Genomic DNA, 25,180 nt, shown 5'->3' with positions numbered 1-25,180 from the left:
GGAATTACCCCAACAGTTGAAAGATTTTGAACAAAACAAACGATTCAGCCGATTATTATTCCCAAATCGGCATTTTTAGTGATTATTATTGCACTAATTTTGGATTTGACTTAAAATTTTACGCAATTGTTAATTTAAGGTTGATTTTTTGCCGATTCCGAAATTTACATCGTTTTCGACAAAGCTAGAATGCTTCTAAATTAGCCTCTGACGCGGGCGGAAAGCCTTTTTTCGATGGTGTACAAAAGCCAACCCAGCACGACCGACACCAAGACGTATACCGCATTGAGCAGTCCCAATTGGCCGGTGTTCGAAAAGTCGACCACAAGCCAATGCTCGACCAACAACAATACGATGCTGAAATGCACCAAATAAATACCATACGACGCGCGGGCCAGCCACGAGACGATTCGGCCAAAAACAGAAGGCGCTGTCTGCCAGGCCACAAAAAGCGGTAAGAAGCAGCCGAGTACGATGGTCGTTAGCGGCAAGTACAAAATATGCCAAAACGCCGCATGCGATTCGATGTCGAGCTGAAAAACCCCGATGCCCAGCGCGAGAAAAACCAGACCATTAAATCCGAGGAACGCAAAAATCCATTGACCCATGTCCCAAATCTTGCGGCCTTGCAAATACAGCAAGCCAAAGAGCACGCCGATGAACACCGAATCGAATCGGTACACGGCAACGGTCTTGAGCGTCGCGTCCCAAGTGGCGATGTCGCTGGTTTGGTGTTGGGTATGGTAAAGCCACTTGGTCCAAAGAAATACGGCGATGAGCCCCAAAGTCGTTAGCAGGAACACCGCGGGTTTGTGCTGTTGCCGGATCACGCGGGCCAGCGAAGTCAACAATCCGACAAACATCAGCATCGCAAAAACAACGACGGGCAATCCCCACGATTCGGGGAAAAATGACGGAATCGGTTGGAAAAAATTTTGCCACAAAAACGCAAACCGCCACCAACTTTCGACCGGATATCCGACCGCATAAGCGATCCCTACATTGACCAGCAAAACGAGCCAGTACAACGGCAAGATCCGCAACAGTCGGTGTTTGACGAACCGTAGCGCATCGCGTGCCGAAAAAGTCTCGGCCATGAAAACACCATGGAACGACCTGGCGAGCAAGAAGCCGCTGAGCACAAAAAAGGCTTCGAGCGATAGAAAACCCAAAATGGGCGCGAACTGCGCGATCGCAGGATTGGCGATCTGAAACGAATTGAGCACGTTGGCCAACAGCAAGGTCACAATTGCCGACACCCGGTACAGGTCTAGACCGAAATTTTTTTGTTCTGTCATATGCGCTCGTCGCGGATTTTCATGAGTGGCCGTTCGAAAAACTCATACAGGCACCAACTCACCACAAACGTCACGGTAAGGTAAAGCACGGTAAAGGTATGCAGTTGCCACAAATCCATATAATAAGTGTCGATAAAATATTTCATCAAATACAACACAAAGCTGTAGTGCAGCAAATAAACCGAATAGGATACCGCGCCCAAAAACTGGACGGGCTTGCGCAACGCATCGGGCGCCGATTTCCATTGTGCAAAAAATGGAAGCATCAGCGCCGCGGCCACCGAAATGAGCGGCAAAAACAACAGGTTCCAAAACACCGGATATTGTTCGATGGGCAATTTGACGAACCCCACCAGATAGGCCAGCGCGCCGAGGATCATCTGGCTCAGCACCAGCCCAAACCAAACGCTTTTGGTCCAGATGTGCAGGAAGTTGTATTGTATCCAACTCGCCAGGATCCCGAGCATCACGGCATCGATACGGTACAAAGCCACCGACCGGAGCGACACGTTCCAAGCGGCCAACGTATGGTTATCGGTACGCAAGTGGTATTCGACCTTGGCCAGCATCACCAGGGCAATCGAACCTATTATCGTGAGCAAAAACAGCCGGTTGCGGTTTGCCCCCTTGATGCGCGCCAGCAACAGGAACGCAAACGGCAATAAAAAGTAAGGGATTTCCTTGATGGACATGCTCCACGATTCGGGAAAGAACGGCAGCATCGGATGGATGAAATTCTGCAGGAAAAAGAAATACTTCCAAGCGCCCTCGATCTGGTATCCCAAATAACTGAACACGGCAATGTTCAAAATGAGCACCAGCAAATAGTTGGGCATGATCCTGAACCACCGACGACGCAGGAAAATAGACGCGTATTTGTAGTTGTAATCGGGGTTGACGAACAATTTGAGCAACGACTTGCCGATCAAAAATCCGCTCAAGACAAAAAACAATTCGACACCTATGAAACCAGAGAAATTGATCGCCTTGGTCAGCAGGTTGCTATAGTCTTGGTAAATCCACAAAATATGCGCGGCCAACACCAGCAAAATGGCCAGTACGCGCATCAGGTCGAGGCCGAAGATTTTATTTTTTTCCTTCAACTGGTTGTCTGGCATTTGTGTATTTTTGTGTCTATGGGAAAACCAAAGATATACAAAATTGCAACAGTTGTAGCGCTGCTTTTGATTATTAGCGCGGGTGCCTGGTATGCCGTGTTGCCCACGCGACACAAGGCCATCGTCAAGACCACACTGCTTCAAAAAACGGGTATTGTAGACGGCGACTGGCGCGTGAGCGATGCAACAAAACAGTACGTCATGATTTCCCCTACGTTTTTGATAGACGGCATCTACAAGTCGATGGAAGGCCCCAAGGCGTCCAATTATGTGCAACTTTCGAAAGATTCGTCGTTGTTGTGGATCACCGGATTCCACGTGCGCGCACTCGACGCCAAAACCAAAGAACGGCTTTCGAACGATTTCATCTGCCACATGAATGTCGATTTCAACGACGTCAACTATTTTACGAATTTCGGGCTCACCGACCGCATCGGCAAACAATACCCGCGCATGACATCGCTTTCGCACGGGCTCGAAGATTTTGCGTTCCCGAAAGGCTACGGCATCCCGATGAAGGGCAACGACTGGCTGCTGGTGACCACGCAATCGCTCAACCACAACCTGCCCGACATCAACCAGCTTGTCAAGCACGAGGTCACAATCGGATACGAAAAAAGCGGCGGGATCAAGCCGCTCATGACCCGTACGGTGTTCATCCAATTGCCGTACGACAAAAAAGACCCGTACAAGCAGCCGCTCGATCCGGCTTCGAACCAATGCATTCCGGTAGAAACCAAGAACCACAGTTACGACGACGGCCATGGCAACAAACTGTCGGGACATTGGGTGGTGCCGCCGGGAAGAAATGTTTACCGCAGTTCGATTGATGCGCAATTGCAAATGACCGACAGTTTGCGTTTGCACGCCGCGGCCATCCACGTGCATCCGTTTGCGACGCGCATTGCATTGTTCGACCGTACGGCGCAACGTCCGGTTTTTGTGAGCCGGATCGTGAACCACAAGGACCGCATTGGTTTGACCAAGATCGAACCGTTCAGTTCAGAAGAAGGCATCTGGCTGTACAAATCGCACCAATACGAACTGGTACTCGAGGTCGAGAACACCACCGCCATAGACCAGGACATGATGGGGAGTATGTTTTTGTTTTTTTACGATGCGGCGCTCGACGGCATCTTGAACCGATAACTATCATTTTACACTGCCCAAACCCGCTTTTCCCGCAAGCGTCTCGAGCACCTGGGTTTTGTAGTTTCGTCCTATCGGCAAATCTTTTCCGGCAATTTCAATATCGTGCGCGTCATAAAAGTCAATCTTGGTTTTGTTGACGATAAACGATCGGTGGATGCGTAAAAACGACGCGGGCAGTTCTTTCTCAAGTTCGCTGATCGGATAGCGCGTCAACACCGTCCTGGACGTGGTGACAATCTTGACGTTTTCGCGCTGGCTTTCGATGTAAAGGATGTCGTCGATGGCAATCCGGGCCTTGCGCTTGTGCACGTTGACCTGCAATTCCTGCCCTGCCGATGGATTATCCAGAGGCTGTACCGAACTGTTTTTTTTGTCGAGCGCTTTGTTGACCGCCACGACAAATCGGCCAAAGGCAATCGGTTTGAGCAAGTAGTCCACCACATTGTACTCGTAACTCTGCAAGGCGAATTCGTGGTACGCCGACGCGACAATCACCATAGGAGGATGTTGCAAAGCCGCCAAAAAGTCGAGCCCTTTGAGCTTGGGCAAATGGATGTCGAGCAGCATCAAATCGACGGGCTGATCTTTGAGCAGTTGCATCGCGGCAAACGCATCGGCGCATGACCCTACATGTTCCAAAAAAGGAACCTCGGCCACAAAACCTTCCATGACGCCACGCGCGAGCGGCTCGTCTTCTACAATCAGGCATTTGAGTTTCATAGAACGGAGGTTAGGTTTAGTTGTAGCGTTGCGCCAAAAGTACCGCCATCGGCCGATGTTTCCAATCGAAAATCGGCATACGACAACTCCAGTTGACGGCGTAAATTGGCGAGTCCGATACCGCTTTTTTCGGGACTTGCACCGGGTTCAAAAGAATTCTCGACGCTAAAGTCGAGCCGTCCATTGCCTACCACAAGATCGATGCGGATAAACCCACGCGCCACCGTCTCGCTACCGCCGTGTTTGAACGCGTTCTCGACCAACGGCACCAACAGCAACGGGACGATGGGCGTTTGGTTGTCGTCTACTTTGGCGTTGAAATCAATATCGATCCGTTCGTCGTACCGCATTTTTTCGAGCGCAATATACCCCGATAAAAATTCCACCTCGCGGCCAATAGGAATCGAACGCGACTGTGTTTCGTAAAGCACAAACCGCAACAGCTCAGACAGCTTCACGACCACACTGGGTGTGTCGTCGGATTTTTTCAACGCCAAGGCATAGATGCTGTTGAGCGTATTGAACATAAAATGAGGGTTGATTTGCGCCTTGAGAAAATTGAGTTCGGTTTCGAGTTTTTCCTTTTGCAACGCCTTCTCGCGCCGAATCAACTTGTTGCTCACGCTGTGTTGCTTGAGCGCAATGGCGATACCGGCGATAAAAATGATGTCCATGAACGCATTGATGAGCCCTTGGTATTCGGCGAAATACCTGGGCGGTTCGAGCTGGTATATTTCGGGATAGATGAAATGCACGGTCAGCATGCGCGACAAAAACGCGGCAACCACCAGCGCGACCGATGTCCAAACGATGAGCCGTAGTCGGTTTTGCCTGGAGAATCCATATCTTTCGAATACGCCAAAAACCACGTACACCATCGGAATCTTGACGGCGAGCACCAACAAGGTCTCGGCCAGTACGGCAACCCTTATCGACCGCGCCACCGAAAAATGGTATTGCCCGAGAAACCATTCGAATTCGGTATAGATCTCGAAGGCGGTATACAACAGCCAGAATAAAAAATGATTGACCCACCTTTTTCGCATCTTTCAAAGGTAGCGATTTCGGTCGGCCCGCCATGGGTTTGCAACCAACGACCTGGTTTTTACTACCAACGGACGCAATTGCTGCGTTTTCGCGTTGGTCGCCTTGCGCGTTCTTCCGGTAGCCCTTGGTGGGTTTTCTGCAACGGGTCGTTCCGCCGCGTTGTTAATCATCTTAATTTCAAGGTAAAAAATCATGAAAGCACTTTTACTTTTTGCGGTTTGCTGGCCTGCGGTCTTATTTTCACAAACCTGGACTTCGGGCGCACCCATGCCCGAGCACGTACGGGCGGGCAATACCGGCGGCTACGCGCAAGGCGACGGCTATCTGTTTGTGGTATCGGGCCGAAACTACAACGGCCAAATCACCAAGAAAAACCAACGTTACAACTTTGGCAGCGATACCTGGTCGCTCATGGCCGAACATCCGACCGGAAAAATGGGCGCCGCGAGCACCGTACTCCAGGACAGCCTGTACACTTTTGGTGGGCTAACGACTACGCCGGGAACGGCAACGCGCCGCGTCTACAAATACAGCATCAACCAGGACAGCTGGTCGCAGGTCGCACAAATGCCGTATCCGATTGTCGATGCAGACGCCGTTACTTATCAGGACAGCCTCGTGTACATCGTTGGGAGCTATTCGGGCAATACGCTGCTGTACAACGCCCACACCGACCATTGGCGTTCGGCCACGCCCATCTTAACCAGCGGCAGTTTGGCATGGGGTGGTTTTGCCGTAAAAGACGACAAGCTCGTTTGGGCCTGCGGCACCAATGCGTTCCTGTCGAACACCTACTTCAACACGGTGCGCGTGGGCACGATAGACCAAAACGACCGCGCTAACATCACTTGGACCGAAGCCGCGCCTTTCCCTGGCAACACACGCACTTTTTTTGACATGTACCCGTGGCGCGACGGGGTCATCCTCACGGGAGGAAGTACCGACAACACCTTCGAAACCGCATCGAACGAATGTTACCATTACAACGTCACGACCGATACCTGGACGGCGCTCCCACCCAAACCCACGGCGTGGAACACGGGAAACAGCACCAGTATTTACATCGATGGCCAATGGCACTTGATCTGTACCGCCGGATACGCCAACGGTTACTTGACGCAAACCGAAATTTTCTCGGAACAAGCGTTGGGTTGGGACAACCTGGGCGGTTGCCAGCTTAAGGATTTTAGGATTTTACAAGCAGCACAAACCACCATCGGCTATTGTTCGACCAGCGGCGAGGTGGTTACGGTAACGCTTCGCGACAGCCATGGTCGGGTAATTGACGTGCAAAATGAACCGGGAAAAATGGGCTGGACCGAAATCACAATGTCGCACACCAACCTGCCTACAGGCATCTATTTCTATACCTTACAGCAGGGAGCAACGACGGCCAGCAAGAAAATGATCCGCAATTAAAACAACGAAGCAATGATCTTCTCGATCGTAATGCCCTCGGCGTCGGCCTTGTAATTCTTGACGACGCGGTGGCGCAGGATGCCCGTTGCCACGGCCTTGACGTCTTCGATATCGGGCGAAAACTTGCCGTTGAATGCCGCATGGGCCTTGGCCGCAAGGATCAGGTTTTGGGAAGCGCGCGGCCCGGCGCCCCAATCGATGTAATTCTTGATGTAGTCGTTGGACAAAGCATTGTCCGGGCGTGTCTTGCTTACGAGCGTCACGGCATATTCGATGACGTTGTCGGCCACGGGTACGCGACGCACCAAATGTTGGAAATCGATGATTTCCTGCGCCGAAAACAACGCGTTCACGGTAGGTTTGGCGTCCGATGTGGTGCTCTTGACCACTTGTACTTCCTCGGCAAACGTCGGGTAATCGAGTTTGATCGAGAACATGAAACGGTCGAGCTGCGCCTCGGGAAGCGGATAGGTTCCCTCCTGCTCGATCGGGTTTTGCGTGGCCAATACAAAGTAAGGCAAATCGAGTTTGTAGTTTTGTCCGGCGATGGTCACGGCGCGTTCCTGCATCGCCTCGAGCAAGGCAGCCTGCGTTTTGGGCGGCGTACGGTTGATCTCGTCGGCCAGGATGATGTTCGAGAAAATCGGGCCTTTAATGAATTTGAAGTTACGGCTTTCGTCGAGGATTTCACTCCCCAAAATATCCGACGGCATCAAATCGGGGGTAAACTGGATGCGTTTGAAATCGAGTCCGAGTGTTTGCGCAATCGTATTGACCATAAGCGTTTTGGCCAATCCTGGAACTCCCACCAAAAGCGCGTGCCCGCCCGAGAAAATGCTCAGCAAAATCTGATCGACGACCTCTTCCTGGCCTACGATGATTTTGGCGATTTCCTTTTTGAGTTCGGCTCTTTTCTGGACCAGGTTCTGGATTGCTGCTACGTCGGACATCAATTATTTTTTATTGATTATTGTTATTTTTTAAGCCAGTTGTTCGTGAATTCGCAGTTGCGGTATTCGCCGTTGACTTTCACGTAGGTTTCCTTGATTTTCTCGTCGAACCACTTGGCGATCGCGTCGATTTGTTTTTCCTTGAGCGCGAGTTCCTTGATTTTGATGTAATCTTTGGCGTAATCGGCCGTGTGCTGGTCGATGCGGTTGGTGACGGTAAGCAATTTGTAGCGCTTTTTACCCGACTGCTCGATGTCGATTTGCGGGATCGACACTTCGCCCTCCTTGAGGTTCGACACCTGCGAATACAGCGTCGGATCCATCTTGGTCAGTTCGAACTTGGTGTCCTGCGTCTTGGGATTGACGAGCGTACCGCCATTGGCCTTGGTTTCCTTTTCGTCCGACTCGGTACGCGCCGCATCGGCAAAAGTCACCTCTTTGTTGACAATTTTTGTACGGATCGTTTCGGCTTTTTCCTTGGCCTCCTTGAGCGCGGCATCGGATATTTCGGGCGTCAACAAAATGTGTCGCAAATCGACTTCCTGTCCGCGGATTTTCTCGACATAGATGATGTGGTAACCAAACTGCGTCTCAAACGGCTCCGAAATCTCACCTTCGCCCAAGCTGAACGCCACGTCCTTGAATTCCTTGACGAACGGCGTTTTGCGGTTCATTTTGTAAAAACCGCCGTTGGGCACCGAAGCTTTGTCCTGCGAATAGAGCACCGCCTTGGTTGCAAAACTCGAACCTTCCTGTACGTCTTTTTTGAATTCCTTGAGCTTGTCGATGACCTTTTGTTTTTCGGCATCGGTTACCTTGGGCGTGATCACGATTTGCGCGACCTCCATTTCGGCGCCAAAGACCGGCAGTTCGTTTTCAGGTATTTTTTTGAAGAAACTGCGCACTTCCTCTGGCGTAATCTCTACGGCATCGACAATCTTGCGTTGCATTTCGGCCGTGAGTCGGTTCATTTTGATGATCTCGAACAAATCGGTCCTGAAATCTTCTTCGTTGGCTTTCTTGAAATACTTGACCACCTTGTCCATCGCGCCGAGCTGTTCGACCATGTAGCCGATTTGTTCTTCCATCTTACTCTTGACCTCATCGTCGGTCACGATGATACTGTCCTGGATGGCCTGGTGCGCATACAATTTGTCCTCGAGCAACTTGCCGAGCATCTGGCAACGCGTGATGCCTGCCACCGATCCGCCCTGGCTGGTAATCTCGAGAAACGTCTTGTCGATGTCCGAATCGAGGATGTTGTAGTCGCCTACGGTAGCAATGACACCATCGATTTTTCTCCTGAGGTTTTCGGTGACGGGTTTATCGGGCTGGGCCGCCGTCGCGGTGGTATCGCGGATAATTTCCTGCGCCTGCAATCCGAACGATGCACACAAAAAGGCAAACGCCAAATAGCTATTGATACACTTCATAATCTTTGTCTTTGATGGCGTCATCGGTAATCTCCTTTTCAAATTTCTTTATCAATTCTAACTTTCTTTTGTTGAGCAACACTTCTTTGAGCGTCGGCTTCAGGTATTCATAGGGCGCCACCTGGTTTTTGTCGATCACGGCCCTGACTTTGACCAGATAGGTCTCGAGCGAATCCGAATGTTGGGTGCTCTTGCCCGACACGATGTATTGGTCGCGGTTGTCCGGGTTGATGAACGGCAACTTGGCGTACACCTGGTTCATCTCTACCCAAACCGAATCGTTGAACGCAAAACCTTTGGACTGCAATGCATAGGTGTCCCAAAATTTCTTATCCGACTTGCGGTAATCGAAGAACTTGCTTTTGATGGTTTCGTACCGCGGATTGTCTTTGTCCAACCTGAGGTAACGCAACCTGACCAACGATCCGGAGGTCCTGAAATTCTCCTTGTTCGCTTTGTAATATTCCTGCAGCGCCGCTTCCGAAACGACCGTATCGACCGTTTGCTTGACGATTTGCTCGAGATAGGCCTTGGTGTACAAATCTACCTTGTACTGCCGGATCAGCGCATCGAATTCGGCTTTTTGCTCGTCGCCCAGATTGACTTCGGCGCGATCGATCAAGAGCTTTTGCGCCGCCCATCGGTCGATAAAATTGCGCACAATCAAAACACTGTCGGCGGCCGTCGTACCCTTGGGCACCAAATTCTTGAGATCGTCTTTATACAGGTAGCTGTCGTTGACCCTTGCTACGGCTTCGGGTTTGGCTTCGGGCGTAAAATAACTACACGAAAAACACGACAACAGCCCTATATAAGCCCATCGTTTCATTACTTTTTGAGCGCCGTCTTGACCCTTTCGAAAGCATCTTGCTTGACGCGCACCGTGAACTCGCCCTTGAGTTTGTCTACCCAACCTTGTTCGAGGTATTGCTGGTAATCGTTGATGCATTTTCCTTTACACTCCTCGAGCGTCTTGACGCCTGCCGGAAGCACCTTGTTGACCTTGGTCACAAAATAATACTGTCCGTCCTTGGTGATGTCCGACACGCCGGCCTCGAACTTGAGTCCTTTGGGCAGGGCATCGTTTCCTTCCTCGAACGTCCCTACGTTGGTCATGATGTCGACCTTGTCTTTGGTGTTCAATTTTTCTTTGATTTGCTCTGGGGTGCTGCCTTTCTTGAGCATCTTTTGCGCTTCCTTGACCGCTTTTTCGTTGGTCGATGATGCGATCACGACGTCTACCCTGTTCTTCCACTGGTAGTTCATTTTGCGCGTATCGTAAAAGTTTTTGAGTCCGAGGGTATCGGTTTTCGATTTCTCCCAGATTTCCTTTTCCATCAAATCGAACAACAGCAATCCGTCGCGGTATTCTTCCATGACGGCCGCAAATTCTGGGAATTCGGTTTCCAAATGGTCGTTGTAATAGGCGTTGAGTTGCTCGTCGAGATAGCTTTCGTAGAACGCGTCGACCATTTTGCTGGCCGGTCTGATGCCGCTACCCGCTTTTTGACGGGTTTGGATGTATTTGAGGAAATCGGTTCCTGTGAATTCTTTCTCCTGGATCGCAAACAACTTGGCGTCGGTAGGCTTGGTATCGGTAGGCAACGACCATTTGTTTTCGTAAAAATCAGGCGTCACGGCCTTGACGACTTTGCCATAGACCTTGTTGTCGCGTTTGACGTTGTACTTTTTGCGCAATTTGTCGTTGAGCGAATTGGCAATCAGACGCGAACGCTCGTCCTTGCTGATTTTTGTCTCGAGATCGGCCTTGGCCTCGTCAAAGGTTTTCATCGGGAAACGCTCGATGAGCTTGACGATGTGCCACCCGAACTTAGACTGGAACGGCTGCGAAACCGGATTTTCTTTGGTCAATGAAAACGCCGTGTTCTCGAATTCTTCGGAGCTCAACTGACCCGACCCAAATCGGCTCAACTGACCACCTTTGGACGACGACGACTTGTCTTCGGAGAATTGTTTGGCCAAATCTTCGAACTTCTCGCCTTGCTGCAGTTTTTTGTAGATGTCGTTGATGGTATTCTTGGCCTTGTCCTGGTCGGCTTCCTCTGGTTTCGGATTGAGGATCATGATGTGCGCCACCTGCACCTCGCCGCGGTTGTCGCGAACGTCATCGACCTTGATGATGTGGTAACCGAAACGTGTACGTACCGGATTTGAAATTTGCCCCTTGGGTGTCTTGAACGCCGCTGTCTCGAACGGATAAACCATACGGAAGGCCGAGAAGTAACCCAAATTGCCTTTGTTGTCCTTGGCCGATGGGTCTTGCGAATTTTCCTGCGCCAATTTGCCGAAATCCTCACCCGCCAATGCGCGTTTACGCAAATCAGAGATGCGGTTGTAGGCCTTGAGCGTATCTTCGGGCGCGGCATTTTCGTCTACGGTGATCAGAATGTGCGAGGCCTTGACCTCTTTTTGCGAACGCTGGTAGCCCTCCTCCACAAGCTCCTTGGTGACTTTGGAATCGGTCACGTAATTTTTGGACAATTGCGCGCGGTAGGTTTTGAGTTCGCTCTGGTAATTGGCACCGTTTTGAAGACCCAACTTATTGGCCTTGTTTATTTTAAGCTTGTAACCGATAAACAATTCGAGGTATTGGTCGAGGTCTTTTTGCGATTCGTCTTTGACCAAGTCGAGATTCTTGTTGTAAACCCTAGCAAATTCGTCGGTGTAATACGGTTTGTCGTTGACGGTGAAAAGTACTTCTTTTTGAACGTTTTGCGCGAAAGTCGTTGCGCCGATAGAAAGGAACAATCCGAACAGCAATTGCTTCATTTTCATTATAGTATCTTTGGTTTATTTGTTGAAAATCAGATGAAAAACAGGGTTAAGATGTGTAGGTTCGGCAAAAAAATCGAGCCAACAAAAATAACAATTCGGCTCCATAATCCAAGAATAGCCCATACTATTAACAAAAAATTATTAAGCGCCCAATATTACGACATTTTCACTTCTGCAAGCCCAAAAAAATGTGTTTTATTGTACGTCCGACCGATTTGTTGAATATTGTAGTATTTTTGCAGTCGATTTTACCACGACTATGAGCTTTTTAAACGAAATACAGCGCCGCCGCACCTTCGGCATCATCTCCCATCCCGATGCGGGAAAAACCACCCTCACCGAAAAATTGCTGCTTTTTGGCGGCGCGATCCAGGAAGCGGGCGCGGTCAAGAACAACAAGATCAAGAAAGGCGCGACATCTGACTTTATGGAAATCGAGCGTCAACGCGGTATCTCGGTTTCTACATCGGTCTTGGCGTTCAATTATAAGGACAAGAAAATCAACATCCTCGATACGCCGGGTCACAAGGATTTTGCCGAAGATACGTTTAGAACTTTGACTGCGGTCGATTCGGTAATCGTGGTGATCGATGTCGCGAAAGGCGTCGAGGAACAAACCGAGAAACTCGTGGCCGTGTGCCGCATGCGCAACATCCCGATGATCGTGTTCATCAATAAACTCGACCGCGAAGGAAAAGATGCGTTCGATTTGATGGACGAGGTCGAGCAAAAACTCGGACTTAAAGTCACGCCGTTGTCGTTCCCGATTGGGATGGGTTATGATTTTCAGGGTATCTACAATTTGTGGGAGAAAAACATCAACCTGTTCAGTGGCGACAGCCGGAAAAATATCGAAGAAACCATCGCGTTCGACGATGTGCAAAATCCCGAACTCGAGAAAATCATCGGGCAAAAACCCGCCGACAAACTGCGCGAAGAACTCGAACTGATAGACGAAGTTTATCCGAAATTCAACCGTGACGAATATTTGGCCGGACACCTGCAGCCTGTATTTTTTGGCTCGGCGCTCAACAATTTTGGGGTGCGTGAATTGCTCGATTGTTTCATCGACATTGCACCGGCGCCGCGTTCGAAGGATTCGGACACGCGCGAAGTCAAGCCAGACGAGACCAAAATGTCGGGCTTTGTGTTCAAGATCCACGCCAATATGGATCCCAAGCACCGCGACCGTTTGGCGTTCGTCAAAATCGTGTCGGGTACTTTCGAAAGGAACAAACCGTATCTTCACGTAAGGCAAGGCAAAAATTTAAAATTCTCGAGCCCGAACGCGTTTTTTGCTGAGAAGAAGGAAATTGTAGACATATCCTATCCCGGCGACATCGTTGGGTTGCACGATACCGGAAATTTCAAGATCGGCGATACGCTCACCGAAGGCGAAAACATGAACTTTAAAGGAATTCCGAGCTTTTCGCCCGAGCATTTCCGCTACATCAACAATGCCGATCCGATGAAAGCCAAGCAATTGGAAAAAGGCATCGACCAACTCATGGACGAAGGCGTCGCGCAGTTGTTTACCTTGGAATTGAACAATAGAAAAGTCATCGGAACCGTCGGCGCGCTGCAGTACGAAGTCATCCAATACCGTTTGGAACACGAATACGGCGCCAAATGCACCTACGAGAATTTCCCGGTGCACAAGGCCTGTTGGGTCAAACCCGACGATGCCAAGAACGAAGAATTCAAGGAATTCAGACGCATCAAGCAGAAGTTTTTGGCCAAGGACAAGTACGACCAGCTGGTGTTTTTAGCCGATTCGGACTTTACGATCCAGATGACGCAAAGCAAGTACCCCAGCGTCAAATTGTATTTCACGTCAGAGTTCGACTAAGCTGCACTTCGTCGATGTTTTTTTTGTGAACAACCTATTTTCAAATGGTTACGAAATGGTTATTTTGCCATTTTTGAGCAAAAATAGACGTCGTTTTTTTTCTTTTACAAAATCATTGCTATCTTTACAGCCAATTTCGACCCAAGATGAAAAACAACTTATTCAAACTATACTTCCTGAGTTTCTTTGTATTGTCGGATTTTATCCTCTTTGCGCAAGCCCCAGGGGAAGAAGATGACAATGGCGGACTCGAAGACGACGACACGCCGCAGGCACCTATCAACGGCAAAATAGTTTGGTTGCTGATACTGGCTATCGTTTACGCGGCATACAGCTACAAGAAACACAGAAAAGCAGCGAAATCATAAGCACCTGTTTAAAAAAAACAATAGTCAACCTTTCTTCGAAAGGTTTTTTTTTGCCCGAAACGAAACGAAAATAAAAAAGCCCCTCCGCAAGGAGGGACTTTCTATCTATAAGAAAAATAATTAACGTTTGATGACGCGCAACGTCCTTACATTGCCATCCTGGTTGACGATTACATTGTAAACGCCCGCCGGGAACTGGCTGCCCACGCGCTCGATTTGACGGTCTGCCGCATCGACTTCTCTTGATTCTACCAATTTACCGAGCATATCATAGACCTTAACCGATACTTTTTGCGTACTCGGTGTAGCCACGTCGATCGTGAAATCGGCTGTGAATGGGTTCGGATAGGCCGTAGCTTTGAGCATCGTGCTTTCTTCGGCCAGTGGCGCCGTCTCGGCGATTCCTTTTCCAAGCGCAGCCGGAGAAGTGATTTCGCAGGCATCGCCCAACGGAGACCAATTGCCAGAGGTCATCACTGCCACACGTACGTTGTATACCGCACCTGCGGTGTACAGCAAAGACGGGATCATGTTGAAGTTAAAGAAGTTCGTGTTGCGGTCGACCGTGGCGCTGGCCAAATCGGACGCACGTACGATCTGAAAGCGGTACTGTGTAGCACCCGATACGCTGTTGCAGGCGATAGGCGTGTGCTTGGCCGCTATCGTGCCGCCGCAGTTCACCAACGACGGGGCCGCAGGCGATGACAATTCGCAAGTAGCACCGTATCCACCAAAATCACCCGTGGTTTTTACGGCCACTTCGATGCGGTATTGGGTACCGTAGTTGTAACGGGTCAGCATTTGGAGGCTGAACCAGTTTTGGGTACGTGTAATGGTCTGGACCGCATTCGGACCCAATGGGTCTGTCAAGTTGGTCACACGGAAACGGTAACCGGTAACGCCCTGGATACTTGTGGTTGCAATGAGCGTGTTGATGTGTGGCAACGTCGTACCACATTGCGATGGAGAAACTGTCGCGGCGCCACCCTCGGCCAAGATAGCCGGTGTAGAAACCTGACAAGGCGCTCCGTAATAACCCAACCAGACACCAGCACGTTGCAACTCGATTTCGATGGTATAAGTCGTGGCATAGTCATGAGACGGGAACGACGGCATGATAAAATGCGGTACGTTGCGTTCGATGACCTGCACCTGCGCACCGTTCGTAGCGCGCACGCGGTATCCTGTGATTTGATGTCCTCCCACGGTTTGAATACCTACAAGCGATGAAATTGACGCAAGCGTCGCACCACATGAAGACGGCAACAAAGTAGTGGTCAATTGGTTGCCTTCATCGAGTGTACCGTCGCAATCGTCGTCAACGCCGTTGTACAATACTTCGGCATGCCCTGGATTGATGGCAAACACATTGTCGTTACAATCGATAGCAGTCAACGAAAGGATGTAACCTGACGGCGCAGCAGCCCCGTAACAAATCTCTTCGGTCGCACCGCTGGTATATCCGTCGTTGTCGCTGTCTACATACAATGTACCCATTTGGAATACACCGCCGTTTGAATCGTTACAATCGGTGTTGTTCAATGAATAACCCGCTGGTGGCGTGTTGGCGTCTACTGCACATACCGCGACCAAATCGCCGGTTCCGTATCCGTCAACATCGCTGTCAGTATAGAAAGAGAACGTCGCGTTCATCGTGTTGTCGGCATCATTACAATCGGTACCAGACAATGAGTAGCCTGTTGGTGGTGTGTTGGCATCTACCGCACATACCGGAACCAAGCTTCCCGCGCCGAATCCGTCGCCGTCTGCATCTACATAGAAGTCAAAGGTAGCGTTCTTGGTGTTGTCGGCATCGTCGCAATCGGTGTTGTTGGCCACGAATCCTGAAGAAGGTCCGTCGCAAGACAACTCGGTTACGGCAATGTTACCAAAACCGTCGCCATCGGCATCGGCATAGTAAGTAGTCGGCGCAATGACCGTTACGTTTTGGGTAGCCGTATTGGTACAAATGTTACCATCGGTATAGCTGTAAACGATGTCGTGCGCGCCAGGTCCTGCCACAGCAGGGTCAAACGTTGCAGTACCATCGGCATTGTCGGTAACACCAGGACCAGAGAACGTTCCTGCAGGCGCGTGGTTTCCGGTCAAAACAACCGATGCATCATTACCGCAGTAAGAAGCGTCCATGGCTGTAAAAGACACCGTTGGCAACGCATTGATCGTAAAGGTAGCCAAAGAACGGCATCCAGGGATGGTCGAACACTCGGCATAGAAATCAGTCGTACCTGGAGTGTTGGTATCGGCCAATGGCGATCCTGCCACACCTACCGGATTGAATGAAGAACCCGAACCAAGCAAGGTGCCGCCTGAAGCCGCAGTATACCATCTGATTTCGCCAGGAACCTGATACGTTACCGCCAATTGAATGTAATCGACGTTACCTGTCCTATTCCCAAGAGCACCAGCAATATCAACTACGAGTGCAAGACCAAAATTGCTGGCATTAATATCTGCTGCAGTCCAAGATTCGCCCCACAGGTCGCTGTTTGCGCCATAAGACTGCGTCGCTTCGCTCGAAGGCCAGTTGGTCGAAGTAAATCCTTTGTTGGCGCCTACCGCGCTGCCGCCTTTGATCAAACGAACCGAATTGTCCCGTGTATCGCCACCCAAGGCCGTTCCACTTCTGTGACGGGCGATGGTAGCCTCTACACCTAAAACAACTGCATTGGCTGGAATGTTAAATCCAAAGTTAGTGGCACTTAAGGTTTGCGAAGTGATTCCCTGTCCCGTAAAACTGGCGTATTGATTATTGTTCGAACCCAAGTTACCTGTACCGCCCCATGCCGTGCCCGTACCCGAGGTAGCACCCGCACCCGCAAATTGCGCACCAGTGGTCACAGAAGGTTCAGACGGACATGATGTAGAAGAATTCAAAGTACCGCTTTCGCCTTGGCAAATGACGGTATTTGATGTGTCCGGCACCGGATTGATGGTCAATACTTTGTTGACTACCACATCGCCACAAGGCGTGTTGCCTGTAGCGGTCAGCGTCAAGGTTACATTTCCTGTTTCGCCTACGCCCGGCGCATACGTTGCACCATTCAAGTCGTTGGCATTGGCAATCGAACCCGTTCCGTTTGAAGTCCAGGTGACGCCCGCATGGTTGGCTGCCGTAGCGCCTGTTCCGATAGGCATCGCGCCATCGTTGGTACAAATCGCCAGTGGTGCGCCAGCCGAAGCCGTCGCAGCCGCCACTACGTTGACCGTAAAGGTAGCCTGTACCGATCCGCAAGAAGCGTTGGTTACGGTCATCGTCAAAGTCACTTCGCCGTTTTCGCCCGCACCTGGTGTATAGGTAGGTGCCACGGTATTGCCTCCCGCAGTAATGGAACCGGTACCGTTATCGGCCCAGCTGATGTTGCCGTTTGAAGCCGAAGCACCGCTTACCACTACGGGTTGATTTGAGCATGTAGTCGCACTGCCGCCTGCCGAAGCGGTCGGCGGAGCCACCAAAGTCATGGTTTTATTGGCAGATGTATCGCCGCAAGGTGCGTTACCGGTGGCTGTCAAAGTAAAGATTACCGTACCCGTCTCGCCAATCCCTGGCGTATAAGTAGCGCCGGTCACCGATGTTTCATTGGAAATCGTTCCCGTTCCGTTCGAGGTCCAAAGGACGCCCGAATTGTTGTTTGAGCTGGCTCCCGTTCCGATAGCGATGTTGACCGCTGTTTCGCACGCGTTGAAATTAGATCCTGCGACAGCCGTCGGGGCTGCTAAAATGTTGATGTTTGAACCGTTATTGGACCCAACTGCGGCTGTCGAACTCGAAATGACCCTAATACGATAACCCGTACCGCTCACGGCTGGAAGCGTAGCGCTGATATTGCCCGAAGTAGATGCGGTCACCGAACCGATATTGGTTGGCGATGCGAAACTTCCCGAAGCATTCGAAAGCTGGGCCGTGAATACATTGCTCCCGCCAAAGGTTTCGCCGGTAACTGTATAAGGAACCGTAATGTCAGATCCCGAACAAAAAGGTCCTGCGATGGCACCTGTGGTAATGACACCAGTAAAACGGCGCAGCGCTATAAGCAATGCACCGTTCCAGTCATTCTCGTTGTTGCTGAGTTCGGCAAAACCATTCCCCGTAGCGCCAGCAGTAGCCTTGATGGCCCACGCCGCTCCCGACTGCATATCTACATCGTTGGCAACAGCCGTGTCGTATATTTCAGACAGTGAAGCCGGATTGGTTGCACCCCACCCACTTATCGATCTATTGTCGGCTACCATACCCAACATGACGATGGCCGAGTTGGCCGCCGATGTTGTGATGGACGGTGCCGAAAGATCGTCGGCATTGATATTGTTGATCGTGCCGGGCGCACCATCAAACGGATTGGCCGTATCGACACCTGCAAAAGCGATGATACCGCCCACGCCGTCGTCGCCGTCGGAGCTCAACGTGAACGCATAACTATTCGCGGCTACGTCTGCGGCATCGGCTACTTTGTAGAGAATGGTGCCATAATACCGGTTGCTCCCTGTCGAACCATACAGTTCGCCGGCAATCAACGTCCAGCCCGTGCGTGTGGCGTTGCCCATCGCATCGTTGTCATTGTCTCCTTGGGTGATGTTGGCAATCATGAAATCGCCTACCGTCAAGCCGTTGGGTTTGTTGATCGTTAATGTGGTACCTGTGGTGCTTTGAGAAGCGGTACCCCTCAAAGTGATTTGCGCAGTAGCTCGGTCGGCAAAAAATAGTCCGATGAGCATCGTGGCAAACAGCGCAATCGACGATTTGCCTTTCCAGCACTTCGTCGTCTGTTTTTTGGCCGACAACCCGACATCATCGAGGCATCTACCAGTTGGAATTGTTGTAGTTTTCATGTCCATACTAGTTGTTTTTGTTGATTATGATCGTATTTGAGACTTACGCATTAATTGCATGTAAAGTAACTTCGTATTAAAATCTTGCAAAAAAATAGTCGACAAAAACCCCTTAAATTCGTTTAAACACTGGCAATTAGCCGTTTACCGAAAAAATATGCACTTTAACTATTACAACTCCCTAAAGCGGTAAGCTGTTATTTTTTTTTGTACCTTATGGAAGGTGCGATAAGGCGCAAAAAAAAGCCCTTCCGATCGGGAAAGGCTTGAAAAGATTGTGATTTTGGATATTATCGCTTGATGATACGCATCGTCTTAACGACGCCCGCTTGATCAATAATCAAATTATAGACCCCGGCCGGGTATTGCGCTCCAAGCTTCAATTGTGGCAAATCTGAAACCGTTACACGTGTCGTTTCGACAAGTTTGCCGAGCATGTCATAGACTTTTACCTCAACGTTTTCATCGCTGGCCACATCAAGATCAATTCCAAAGTTAGACGTAAACGGGTTAGGCGAAATCGTAGCCCTAAGCGCAGCAACCGGTTCTTGCGGAACGTCTGCAACTCCTTTGGCGGCATTGCCCGGTGCCGTAACCTCGCAAGCATCACCAAACGGCGACCACGTGTTGGCCGTCATGACTGCAACCCTGATATAGTACAACGCGCCCGGAGTAAAGATTACCGAAGGGATTTGGTCGAATGTAAAATAGTGTATCGGCCTGTCGATAATTGTGGTTGCATTGTCGGCTACGCGCAAAATCTGGAATCTATATTGTTGCGCGCCCGGAGAACTGATGGTAGCCACGTTGGTTGCACCCGACGGTACTACCGCACCACAATAAGCATCGATGGTAGGAACAGCAGGAGAAGAAACCTCGCAAGCCGCGCCATACTGTCCGAAGTCGCCTGTGGTTTTCACGGCAACCTCTACGCGATACGTAGTTCCATAATTGAAACGCGCCAACATGTTCAAACCAAACCAATGCACCACGCGGTCGATGGATTGTACCGCGTTTGGACCAAATGGGTCGGTGAGGTTGGTGATGCGGAAACGGTAACCCGTAACGCCCGGCAAGCTGGTGGTTGCAATCAAGGTATTGATGCGGGCCAAAGTAGCACCACATTGTGCCGGTACAACCGAACCGGCTCCGCCTTCCTGTAATATATTAGGAGTGGTAACATCGCACGCAGGACCCCACGTGGTTTGCCATACGCCCAAACGCTGTACTTGCACCTCTATAGAATAGGTGGTCGCATAAGTATAGAAAGAAGAGAACGCCGCCATAGAGAAATGCGGCACGGCAGTCTCTATGGTTTGTGTCTGCGCGCCCAAAGTCGCCCGAATCCTGTATCGGGTAACCACGGCACCAGGAATGGTCGTAATACCCACGAGCGAGTTGTAGCTGCTGAGTGTTGCGCCGCAATGCGCGGGCAAAATCGATGTGGTCAGGCTTCCGTTTTCGTCGGTAGTGCCATTGCAGTCGTCGTCGATGCCATTAAAAGGCAACTCTGAAGCGCCCGGATAAGCGGTAGCGGCCTGGTCGTTGCAATCGCCTGCCTGCGACGCATAGCCGTCGGGTTGCGAACAAGAAAACACCGAAGGTAAGGCCGAGTTACCGAACCCGTCGCCGTCGGCATCGACAAACCATTCTACCGTTGCATTGGCGTTAATGGTGAGTGATACTGCATCGGATTGCGTCGATGAACACGGTGCGACACCGTTGATGACCACGCTGTACAAATGGGTTCCGGCTACTACGCCGTTGGTGTTAACGATAAGCGTTTCTGTTGACGCGCCGGAATAAGTAGCCCCACTTGGCGTGTTGTCCGACACCGGATTCCAGTTGGTGCCGTCTGACGAATAATGCCATACATACGACTCCGCGCCGGTAGCGTCTACCGAAAATTCGGCCGACCCACCGCTTGCGCAAGCCGTTTGCGACAAAGGTTGTTGTTGGACACTCGCGGCCTGGGCCACAAACAAAGTCGCCGGATCGGATGTAGCCGATGTCAAGCCGGTGGCCTGAAGCCTATAGCGCCAACCGTTGTTGGCAACCGAAAGACCAGACAGCAACAACGTGGTCGTATCGACCCCGGCATAGTTACCGCCATTGGTAAGATTCTGCCAATTGCCTCCGCCTTGGTCCTCTTGCCATTGGAACGCAGTGGCATCGGCCGAGGCTGTCGCGGTAAAATCCGTAGTGGTTGTGTCCGGCGAACAAATCGCGTCGTCGTCCGGGTGCACTTCTATGGTCGTTTCGCCTACGGTCAAAGTAGCGACTTCGGAATTTTCAGCATTGCAAATACCAGTCACCACACAACGGAAACGACGGCCGTCGAATGTCAACGGAACGTCGGTGAGCGTCAAGGTAGCGGTTTGGGTTCCCGAAAATTCGGCGGTATCCGACAGCGCTTCAAACGGTGCCTCGTCGACAGACATCTCCCACGCATAGGTTAATGCTCCGGTTGCTTCGACCGAAAAAGTGGTACCGGCGTTCACGGCAATGGTATGCGATTGCGGATGTTCGGTGACAGTCACCGGCTCGCTTATAGTTACATCGTAGGTCTTGAACGCTGCACATCCCGTAATGGCATCGGTGACAGTGTAGGTAAACGTTACCGCACCCAATTCCAATGCGGTCACCACACCAGAGGCGTCGATTGTCGCAGTGTTTTCGTCCGAAGAACTCCATTGTCCGTTTGGCGTAAGGCTAGAAAGGGTCAGCGATGCACCAAGGCAAACAACATCGACCATCCCTGGCGCCGTAATGTCGGCCACCGTAGGTGCGTTGTTAACCGTCAGTTCGGTCGCGCTTGTTCCTGTTCCATCGGCATTGGCGATTTCAATAAAGCCGCTCGTAGCAGCAGCGGGCACAATCAAAGTAATTTGCGTATCGGAGTCGATTGTATAGGCAGCAATGCTCATTCCGTTGACCGACACGTTGGTCGCATCGGTGAAGTGGCTGCCCGTAACAATGACGGTACGTCCCGCCGCATCGGCATTGGAGCAAACCGCCGACGGCGTAAATCCGTCGATAGTTGGCGGCAAAAGCGCTTCGGTTGTAAACTCATATCCCGAAGTCCAATCGCTGAACATTGCCCCCGCGCATGCGCTCCTTACATATAAGGTATAAACGGTCCCAGCGGCGAGCCCGACAAGATCGTCATCGGTATCGCCTGCGGCCGTAGTGCTGGCCGTAATCAATCCAGACGAACCACTTCCGGCTGCACCACCCGTGCGGACTTCATATTCGTATCCGTTGGCCGGTGCCGGTGAGGCTGCCGTCCATGAAACCGTAGCCGTAGTTTGTGTAATGTCCGACGCATTCAAATTGGTTGGCGCTGTACAGTTGTTGAGTGTCGTAAAACTTGTTTCGTTGGCTGCACCACAATCGGCGCTGGCGCCGCTGTTTTTCGGGACCACATACCAAAAGTACTGGGTCGATCCATCAAGCGGGACCGTGACTTCGAATTGGGTCTCGGTGGTGTTGCCAATCAAGTTGGTCGTGCCCGAGGTTGTGCCCAAATACACATCGTAGTTCGTCGCAAAATCGGCTTCGGCCCATGACAAGGTAGGCGTTAAACTGACGTCGGTGGCCAAATGCGCTGGCGCAGTATTGGTCGTACAAACGGGAACCGGCGTGGTCACACAAACCGAGAATTGGCTGTTGCTTTGCGCTGCACCGCTTGATCCCGAAGGATGACGGTACACCCTGACATAATACTCTTGCCCGATAGAAGTGGTTAGCGAAGTTTGTTCGGCAGTGCCCTCGGTCCCGGCGTTGATACAGCCGATGAGACCCAGCGACAAATCGCTGCCGCCGCAAGTTCCAGAATTGACTGCGTAAAATTGAACGCCCGCATCAAACCCCGAAACAGGCGTTACCGTTACACCATGTGTTGCCGCTGTAGCGGTGAACTTAAACCACACATCCTGTACCGAAACACCAGCTCCCGAACAGTCTGGGGCCACTACCCCATTGCTCGTAGTGTTGGTCGCATTGGTCACATTGGTGGTGCTGTTTGACGTAGTATCGGAATAAGGGGTACATGTACTGGCGACGGTCAATGAAACCGCACCGCAAGGATTGTCGTTGGCGGGCGGGGTACACGAGCCCAACGTGACGACACCTACCGTCGCAAAAGACTGGTTGATGCCACACGAAACGCGTACACGATAATACTTGGTTGTGGTCAACACGGGCGGTTGAAAGGTCATGGTATTGAATCCAGTCCCAGTTGTTGCCGTGGCCCAAGGATCCGAAACGCCATTGTCATCGGACTCTTGCCAAAGGTAAGCCAAGCCAGACACCCCGGTTGTTTGACCTGTAACAGTCAACGGACCCGGCGCAATCCCTGGACAGGCAATGCTCGAAGCTGGGGTAACCGCACCAGGCGTAGGTGCGCCCGAACAAGGCGTAGGCGCAATCCAACTAAAGGTCAAACCTGAAGCGGGCATGACGGTACTGCTGGTAGACAACGTCGCCGTGTTGCTCCCTCCAGCTGTAGTAGCAGACCAATCACTTGACGTGGTCCTGTTTTTAAAATCGGCAATGCTGGCGCCGCGAATCCCCGATTGTACCGGAAGCGCTGTAGCGTCGCTGGTGGTACAAGATCCGAAACGAACCTCGGCGCGGAACGTGGTCTCGTAGAGCCGTATCTGGAAATTTATTACATCGCTTGTAATCTCGCCGAATTCGTACCGACGTGCGTTGCTCCATTGGATAACGAATACACGGTTGGGCGCCGATCCTTCAAACCCGGTGACAATCGTCGAGCCATTGCTGATCAAATCGCGTGCAAAGGCCGCCAGCGAACCGGCATAACCCTCGGTGGTTGACAACGGTGCGAAATTGGTCGTCGACGGGGCAGTCGTGCCAAACGTGACATAACCATTTGAGTTCACGCGAAGCGAAGTGTAAGGAATGTTGTTGAAACGGAATGTAAAAGGAATTGCAGCCGTGACTACGTCATCGTCCCAACCCGCAGCCAATATGATGGTTGGGCTGGCCAATGGTGTATACGTCGCCGATGATTGCGAAAACGAATAATTGCTCACTTGGGCCGAAATGCGATTTGTTGCCATGAGGGTCAAAATCGTCATCATACTTGTAAGAAATATCGGCGCTTTGGAAATAACATGCGCTATGGAACGACCAAGATGCGCATGACCTATTTTGCACGTGAAACTCCCTATAGTCCTCTGGAAATGGTAGTATTTACTCATAAGTTCAGGCTTTGTTGGGTTTTTTGTTTTGGATTTTCTGTAGTAAAAAATTAGCGTTTTTTTAACAAATATAATTTATTCGACGAAATACACAAAATAATCGACAAAAAACATAAAATTTAACTATTTGTACTATTTTTTACCCAAAATGTTAAATTCCTGATCCACTCATCGTTAGTTAGAAATGTTTTTTGTGACAGATACGTCGATTGGCGCAAGCCAAAATCTTCCCCAACGAAATTACGCCATCGTACAAACCCGAACCATCTAATTATCTGACACTTATCAACAATTTGTTCAACATTAAACAGCTTGTTTATTCTCAAAAAAAAAAGCCCCTCCGTTTCCGAAGGGGCTCCTATTGATAAAATTAAGACTATCGCTTGATCACACGAAGTGTCTTGACAATGCCGTCCTGGCTTACAATCACGTTGTAAACACCGGCCGGGTATTGCGCACCCACTTTCTCCATGACCAGGTCGTTCACGTCAACCTCGCGCTCCTCGATGAGCTTGCCCAGCATGTCGTAGACCTTGAACTGGACGCGCTCCTGGCTCGAGCTGGTGAGCTCGATGTTGAACGCAGCGGTGAACGGGTTCGGGTAGGCAGCGGCCTTGAACGAAGCCGAAGCCGAAGCATCGGTAGCCGTAGGCAAGCCCTTGGCACCGGCCCCTGGAGCCGTGATCTCGCAGGCGTCGCCGAACGGAGACCAAGTACCCGAGGTCATCACAGCAACCCTCACATAATACAATCCACCCGCCGTGTAAGACGCCGCAGGGATCATGTTGAAGTTGAAGAAGTTCGTGCTCCTGTCTATCGTCGCGCTGGCGTTGTCCGAAGCGCGTACCACCTGGAAGCGGTACTGCGTAGCGCCAGAGACGCTGCTCGAGGCGATTGGCGTATGCTTGGCCGCGATGGTCGCGTTGCAGTTCACCAAAGTAGGCACCGCAGGAG

Annotated in this window: 15 protein-coding genes; 4 read left to right on the top strand and 11 right to left on the bottom strand. The window is 50.9% G+C overall.

Annotated elements, in window-relative coordinates:
* Positions 1-200 precede the first annotated feature (200 nt).
* On the bottom strand, positions 201-1,298 hold the full coding sequence (locus BLP55_RS08950; protein ID WP_091142282.1) for an acyltransferase family protein: 1,098 nt from the start codon (positions 1,296-1,298) through the stop codon (positions 201-203).
* Positions 1,295-2,416, bottom strand: a complete 1,122-nt coding sequence (locus BLP55_RS17000; protein WP_170826830.1) for an acyltransferase family protein — start codon at positions 2,414-2,416, stop codon at positions 1,295-1,297. Before BLP55_RS17000 ends, BLP55_RS08950 begins: the two co-directional genes overlap by 4 nt.
* 18 nt (positions 2,417-2,434) lie before the next feature.
* Between BLP55_RS17000 and BLP55_RS16995 the strand changes: the two genes are divergently transcribed.
* The gene (locus BLP55_RS16995; RefSeq protein ID WP_170826829.1) at positions 2,435-3,565 is read left to right on the top strand and encodes a hypothetical protein; all 1,131 of its coding nucleotides are present in this window, start codon (positions 2,435-2,437) and stop codon (positions 3,563-3,565) included.
* Positions 3,566-3,568: 3 nt separating this feature from the next.
* Here the strand turns inward: BLP55_RS16995 and BLP55_RS08935 are convergent, their stop codons facing one another.
* On the bottom strand, positions 3,569-4,288 hold the full coding sequence (locus BLP55_RS08935; RefSeq protein WP_091142271.1) for a LytR/AlgR family response regulator transcription factor: 720 nt from the start codon (positions 4,286-4,288) through the stop codon (positions 3,569-3,571).
* A complete protein-coding gene (locus tag BLP55_RS08930; RefSeq protein ID WP_091142266.1) occupies positions 4,285-5,334 on the bottom strand; it encodes a sensor histidine kinase in 1,050 nt (349 codons plus the stop codon). The genes BLP55_RS08935 and BLP55_RS08930 overlap by 4 nt, the downstream gene beginning before the upstream one ends.
* Positions 5,335-5,527: 193 nt before the next feature.
* Between BLP55_RS08930 and BLP55_RS08925 the strand changes: the two genes are divergently transcribed.
* Positions 5,528-6,754, top strand: coding sequence for a T9SS type A sorting domain-containing protein (locus BLP55_RS08925; RefSeq protein WP_091142263.1), 1,227 nt, complete (start codon positions 5,528-5,530; stop codon positions 6,752-6,754).
* Here the strand turns inward: BLP55_RS08925 and BLP55_RS08920 are convergent.
* Genes BLP55_RS08920 through BLP55_RS08905 form a run of 4 tightly spaced genes read right to left on the bottom strand, consistent with a single transcriptional unit; the run spans position 6,751 to position 11,933 of the window.
* On the bottom strand, positions 6,751-7,704 hold the full coding sequence (locus BLP55_RS08920) for an AAA family ATPase (protein ID WP_091142260.1): 954 nt from the start codon (positions 7,702-7,704) through the stop codon (positions 6,751-6,753). The two genes, BLP55_RS08925 and BLP55_RS08920, sit on opposite strands and share 4 nt — an antisense overlap.
* 23 nt (positions 7,705-7,727) lie before the next feature.
* Positions 7,728-9,137, bottom strand: coding sequence for a peptidylprolyl isomerase (locus tag BLP55_RS08915; protein WP_091142258.1), 1,410 nt, complete (start codon positions 9,135-9,137; stop codon positions 7,728-7,730).
* Positions 9,121-9,966 (bottom strand): hypothetical protein, encoded by an 846-nt coding sequence (locus BLP55_RS08910; protein WP_091142255.1) that lies wholly within the window; start codon positions 9,964-9,966, stop codon positions 9,121-9,123. The genes BLP55_RS08915 and BLP55_RS08910 overlap by 17 nt, the downstream gene beginning before the upstream one ends.
* The gene (locus BLP55_RS08905) at positions 9,966-11,933 is read right to left on the bottom strand and encodes a peptidylprolyl isomerase (protein WP_091142251.1); all 1,968 of its coding nucleotides are present in this window, start codon (positions 11,931-11,933) and stop codon (positions 9,966-9,968) included. The genes BLP55_RS08910 and BLP55_RS08905 overlap by 1 nt, the downstream gene beginning before the upstream one ends.
* Before the next feature lie 259 nt (positions 11,934-12,192).
* On the opposite strand from BLP55_RS08905, the gene BLP55_RS08900 reads away from it, so the two are divergent.
* Entirely contained in the window at positions 12,193-13,782 is a 1,590-nt protein-coding gene (locus tag BLP55_RS08900; RefSeq protein ID WP_091142247.1) for a peptide chain release factor 3, read from the top strand.
* 146 nt (positions 13,783-13,928) lie between these two features.
* Positions 13,929-14,150 (top strand): hypothetical protein, encoded by a 222-nt coding sequence (locus tag BLP55_RS08895; protein WP_091142244.1) that lies wholly within the window; start codon positions 13,929-13,931, stop codon positions 14,148-14,150.
* 120 nt (positions 14,151-14,270) lie between these two features.
* On the opposite strand, the gene BLP55_RS08890 is transcribed toward BLP55_RS08895, so the two are convergent.
* From BLP55_RS08890 to BLP55_RS08880, 3 genes are all read right to left on the bottom strand, one after another.
* On the bottom strand, positions 14,271-18,998 hold the full coding sequence (locus BLP55_RS08890; RefSeq protein WP_170826828.1) for a T9SS type A sorting domain-containing protein: 4,728 nt from the start codon (positions 18,996-18,998) through the stop codon (positions 14,271-14,273).
* Between the two features lie 290 nt (positions 18,999-19,288).
* Positions 19,289-24,085 carry a MopE-related protein gene (locus BLP55_RS08885; protein ID WP_170826827.1) on the bottom strand — a complete coding sequence of 1,599 codons (4,797 nt, stop codon included), beginning with the start codon at positions 24,083-24,085 and terminating at the stop codon, positions 19,289-19,291.
* A 517-nt stretch (positions 24,086-24,602) separates the two neighbouring features.
* A partial coding sequence (locus tag BLP55_RS08880; RefSeq protein ID WP_139149635.1) for a T9SS type A sorting domain-containing protein occupies positions 24,603-25,180 on the bottom strand: 578 nt, incomplete at its 5' end.

This window comes from Flavobacterium caeni, from assembly GCF_900101895.1.
GTDB lineage: Bacteria > Bacteroidota > Bacteroidia > Flavobacteriales > Flavobacteriaceae > Flavobacterium > Flavobacterium caeni.
This window is presented reverse-complemented; position numbering and strand designations above follow the sequence as displayed.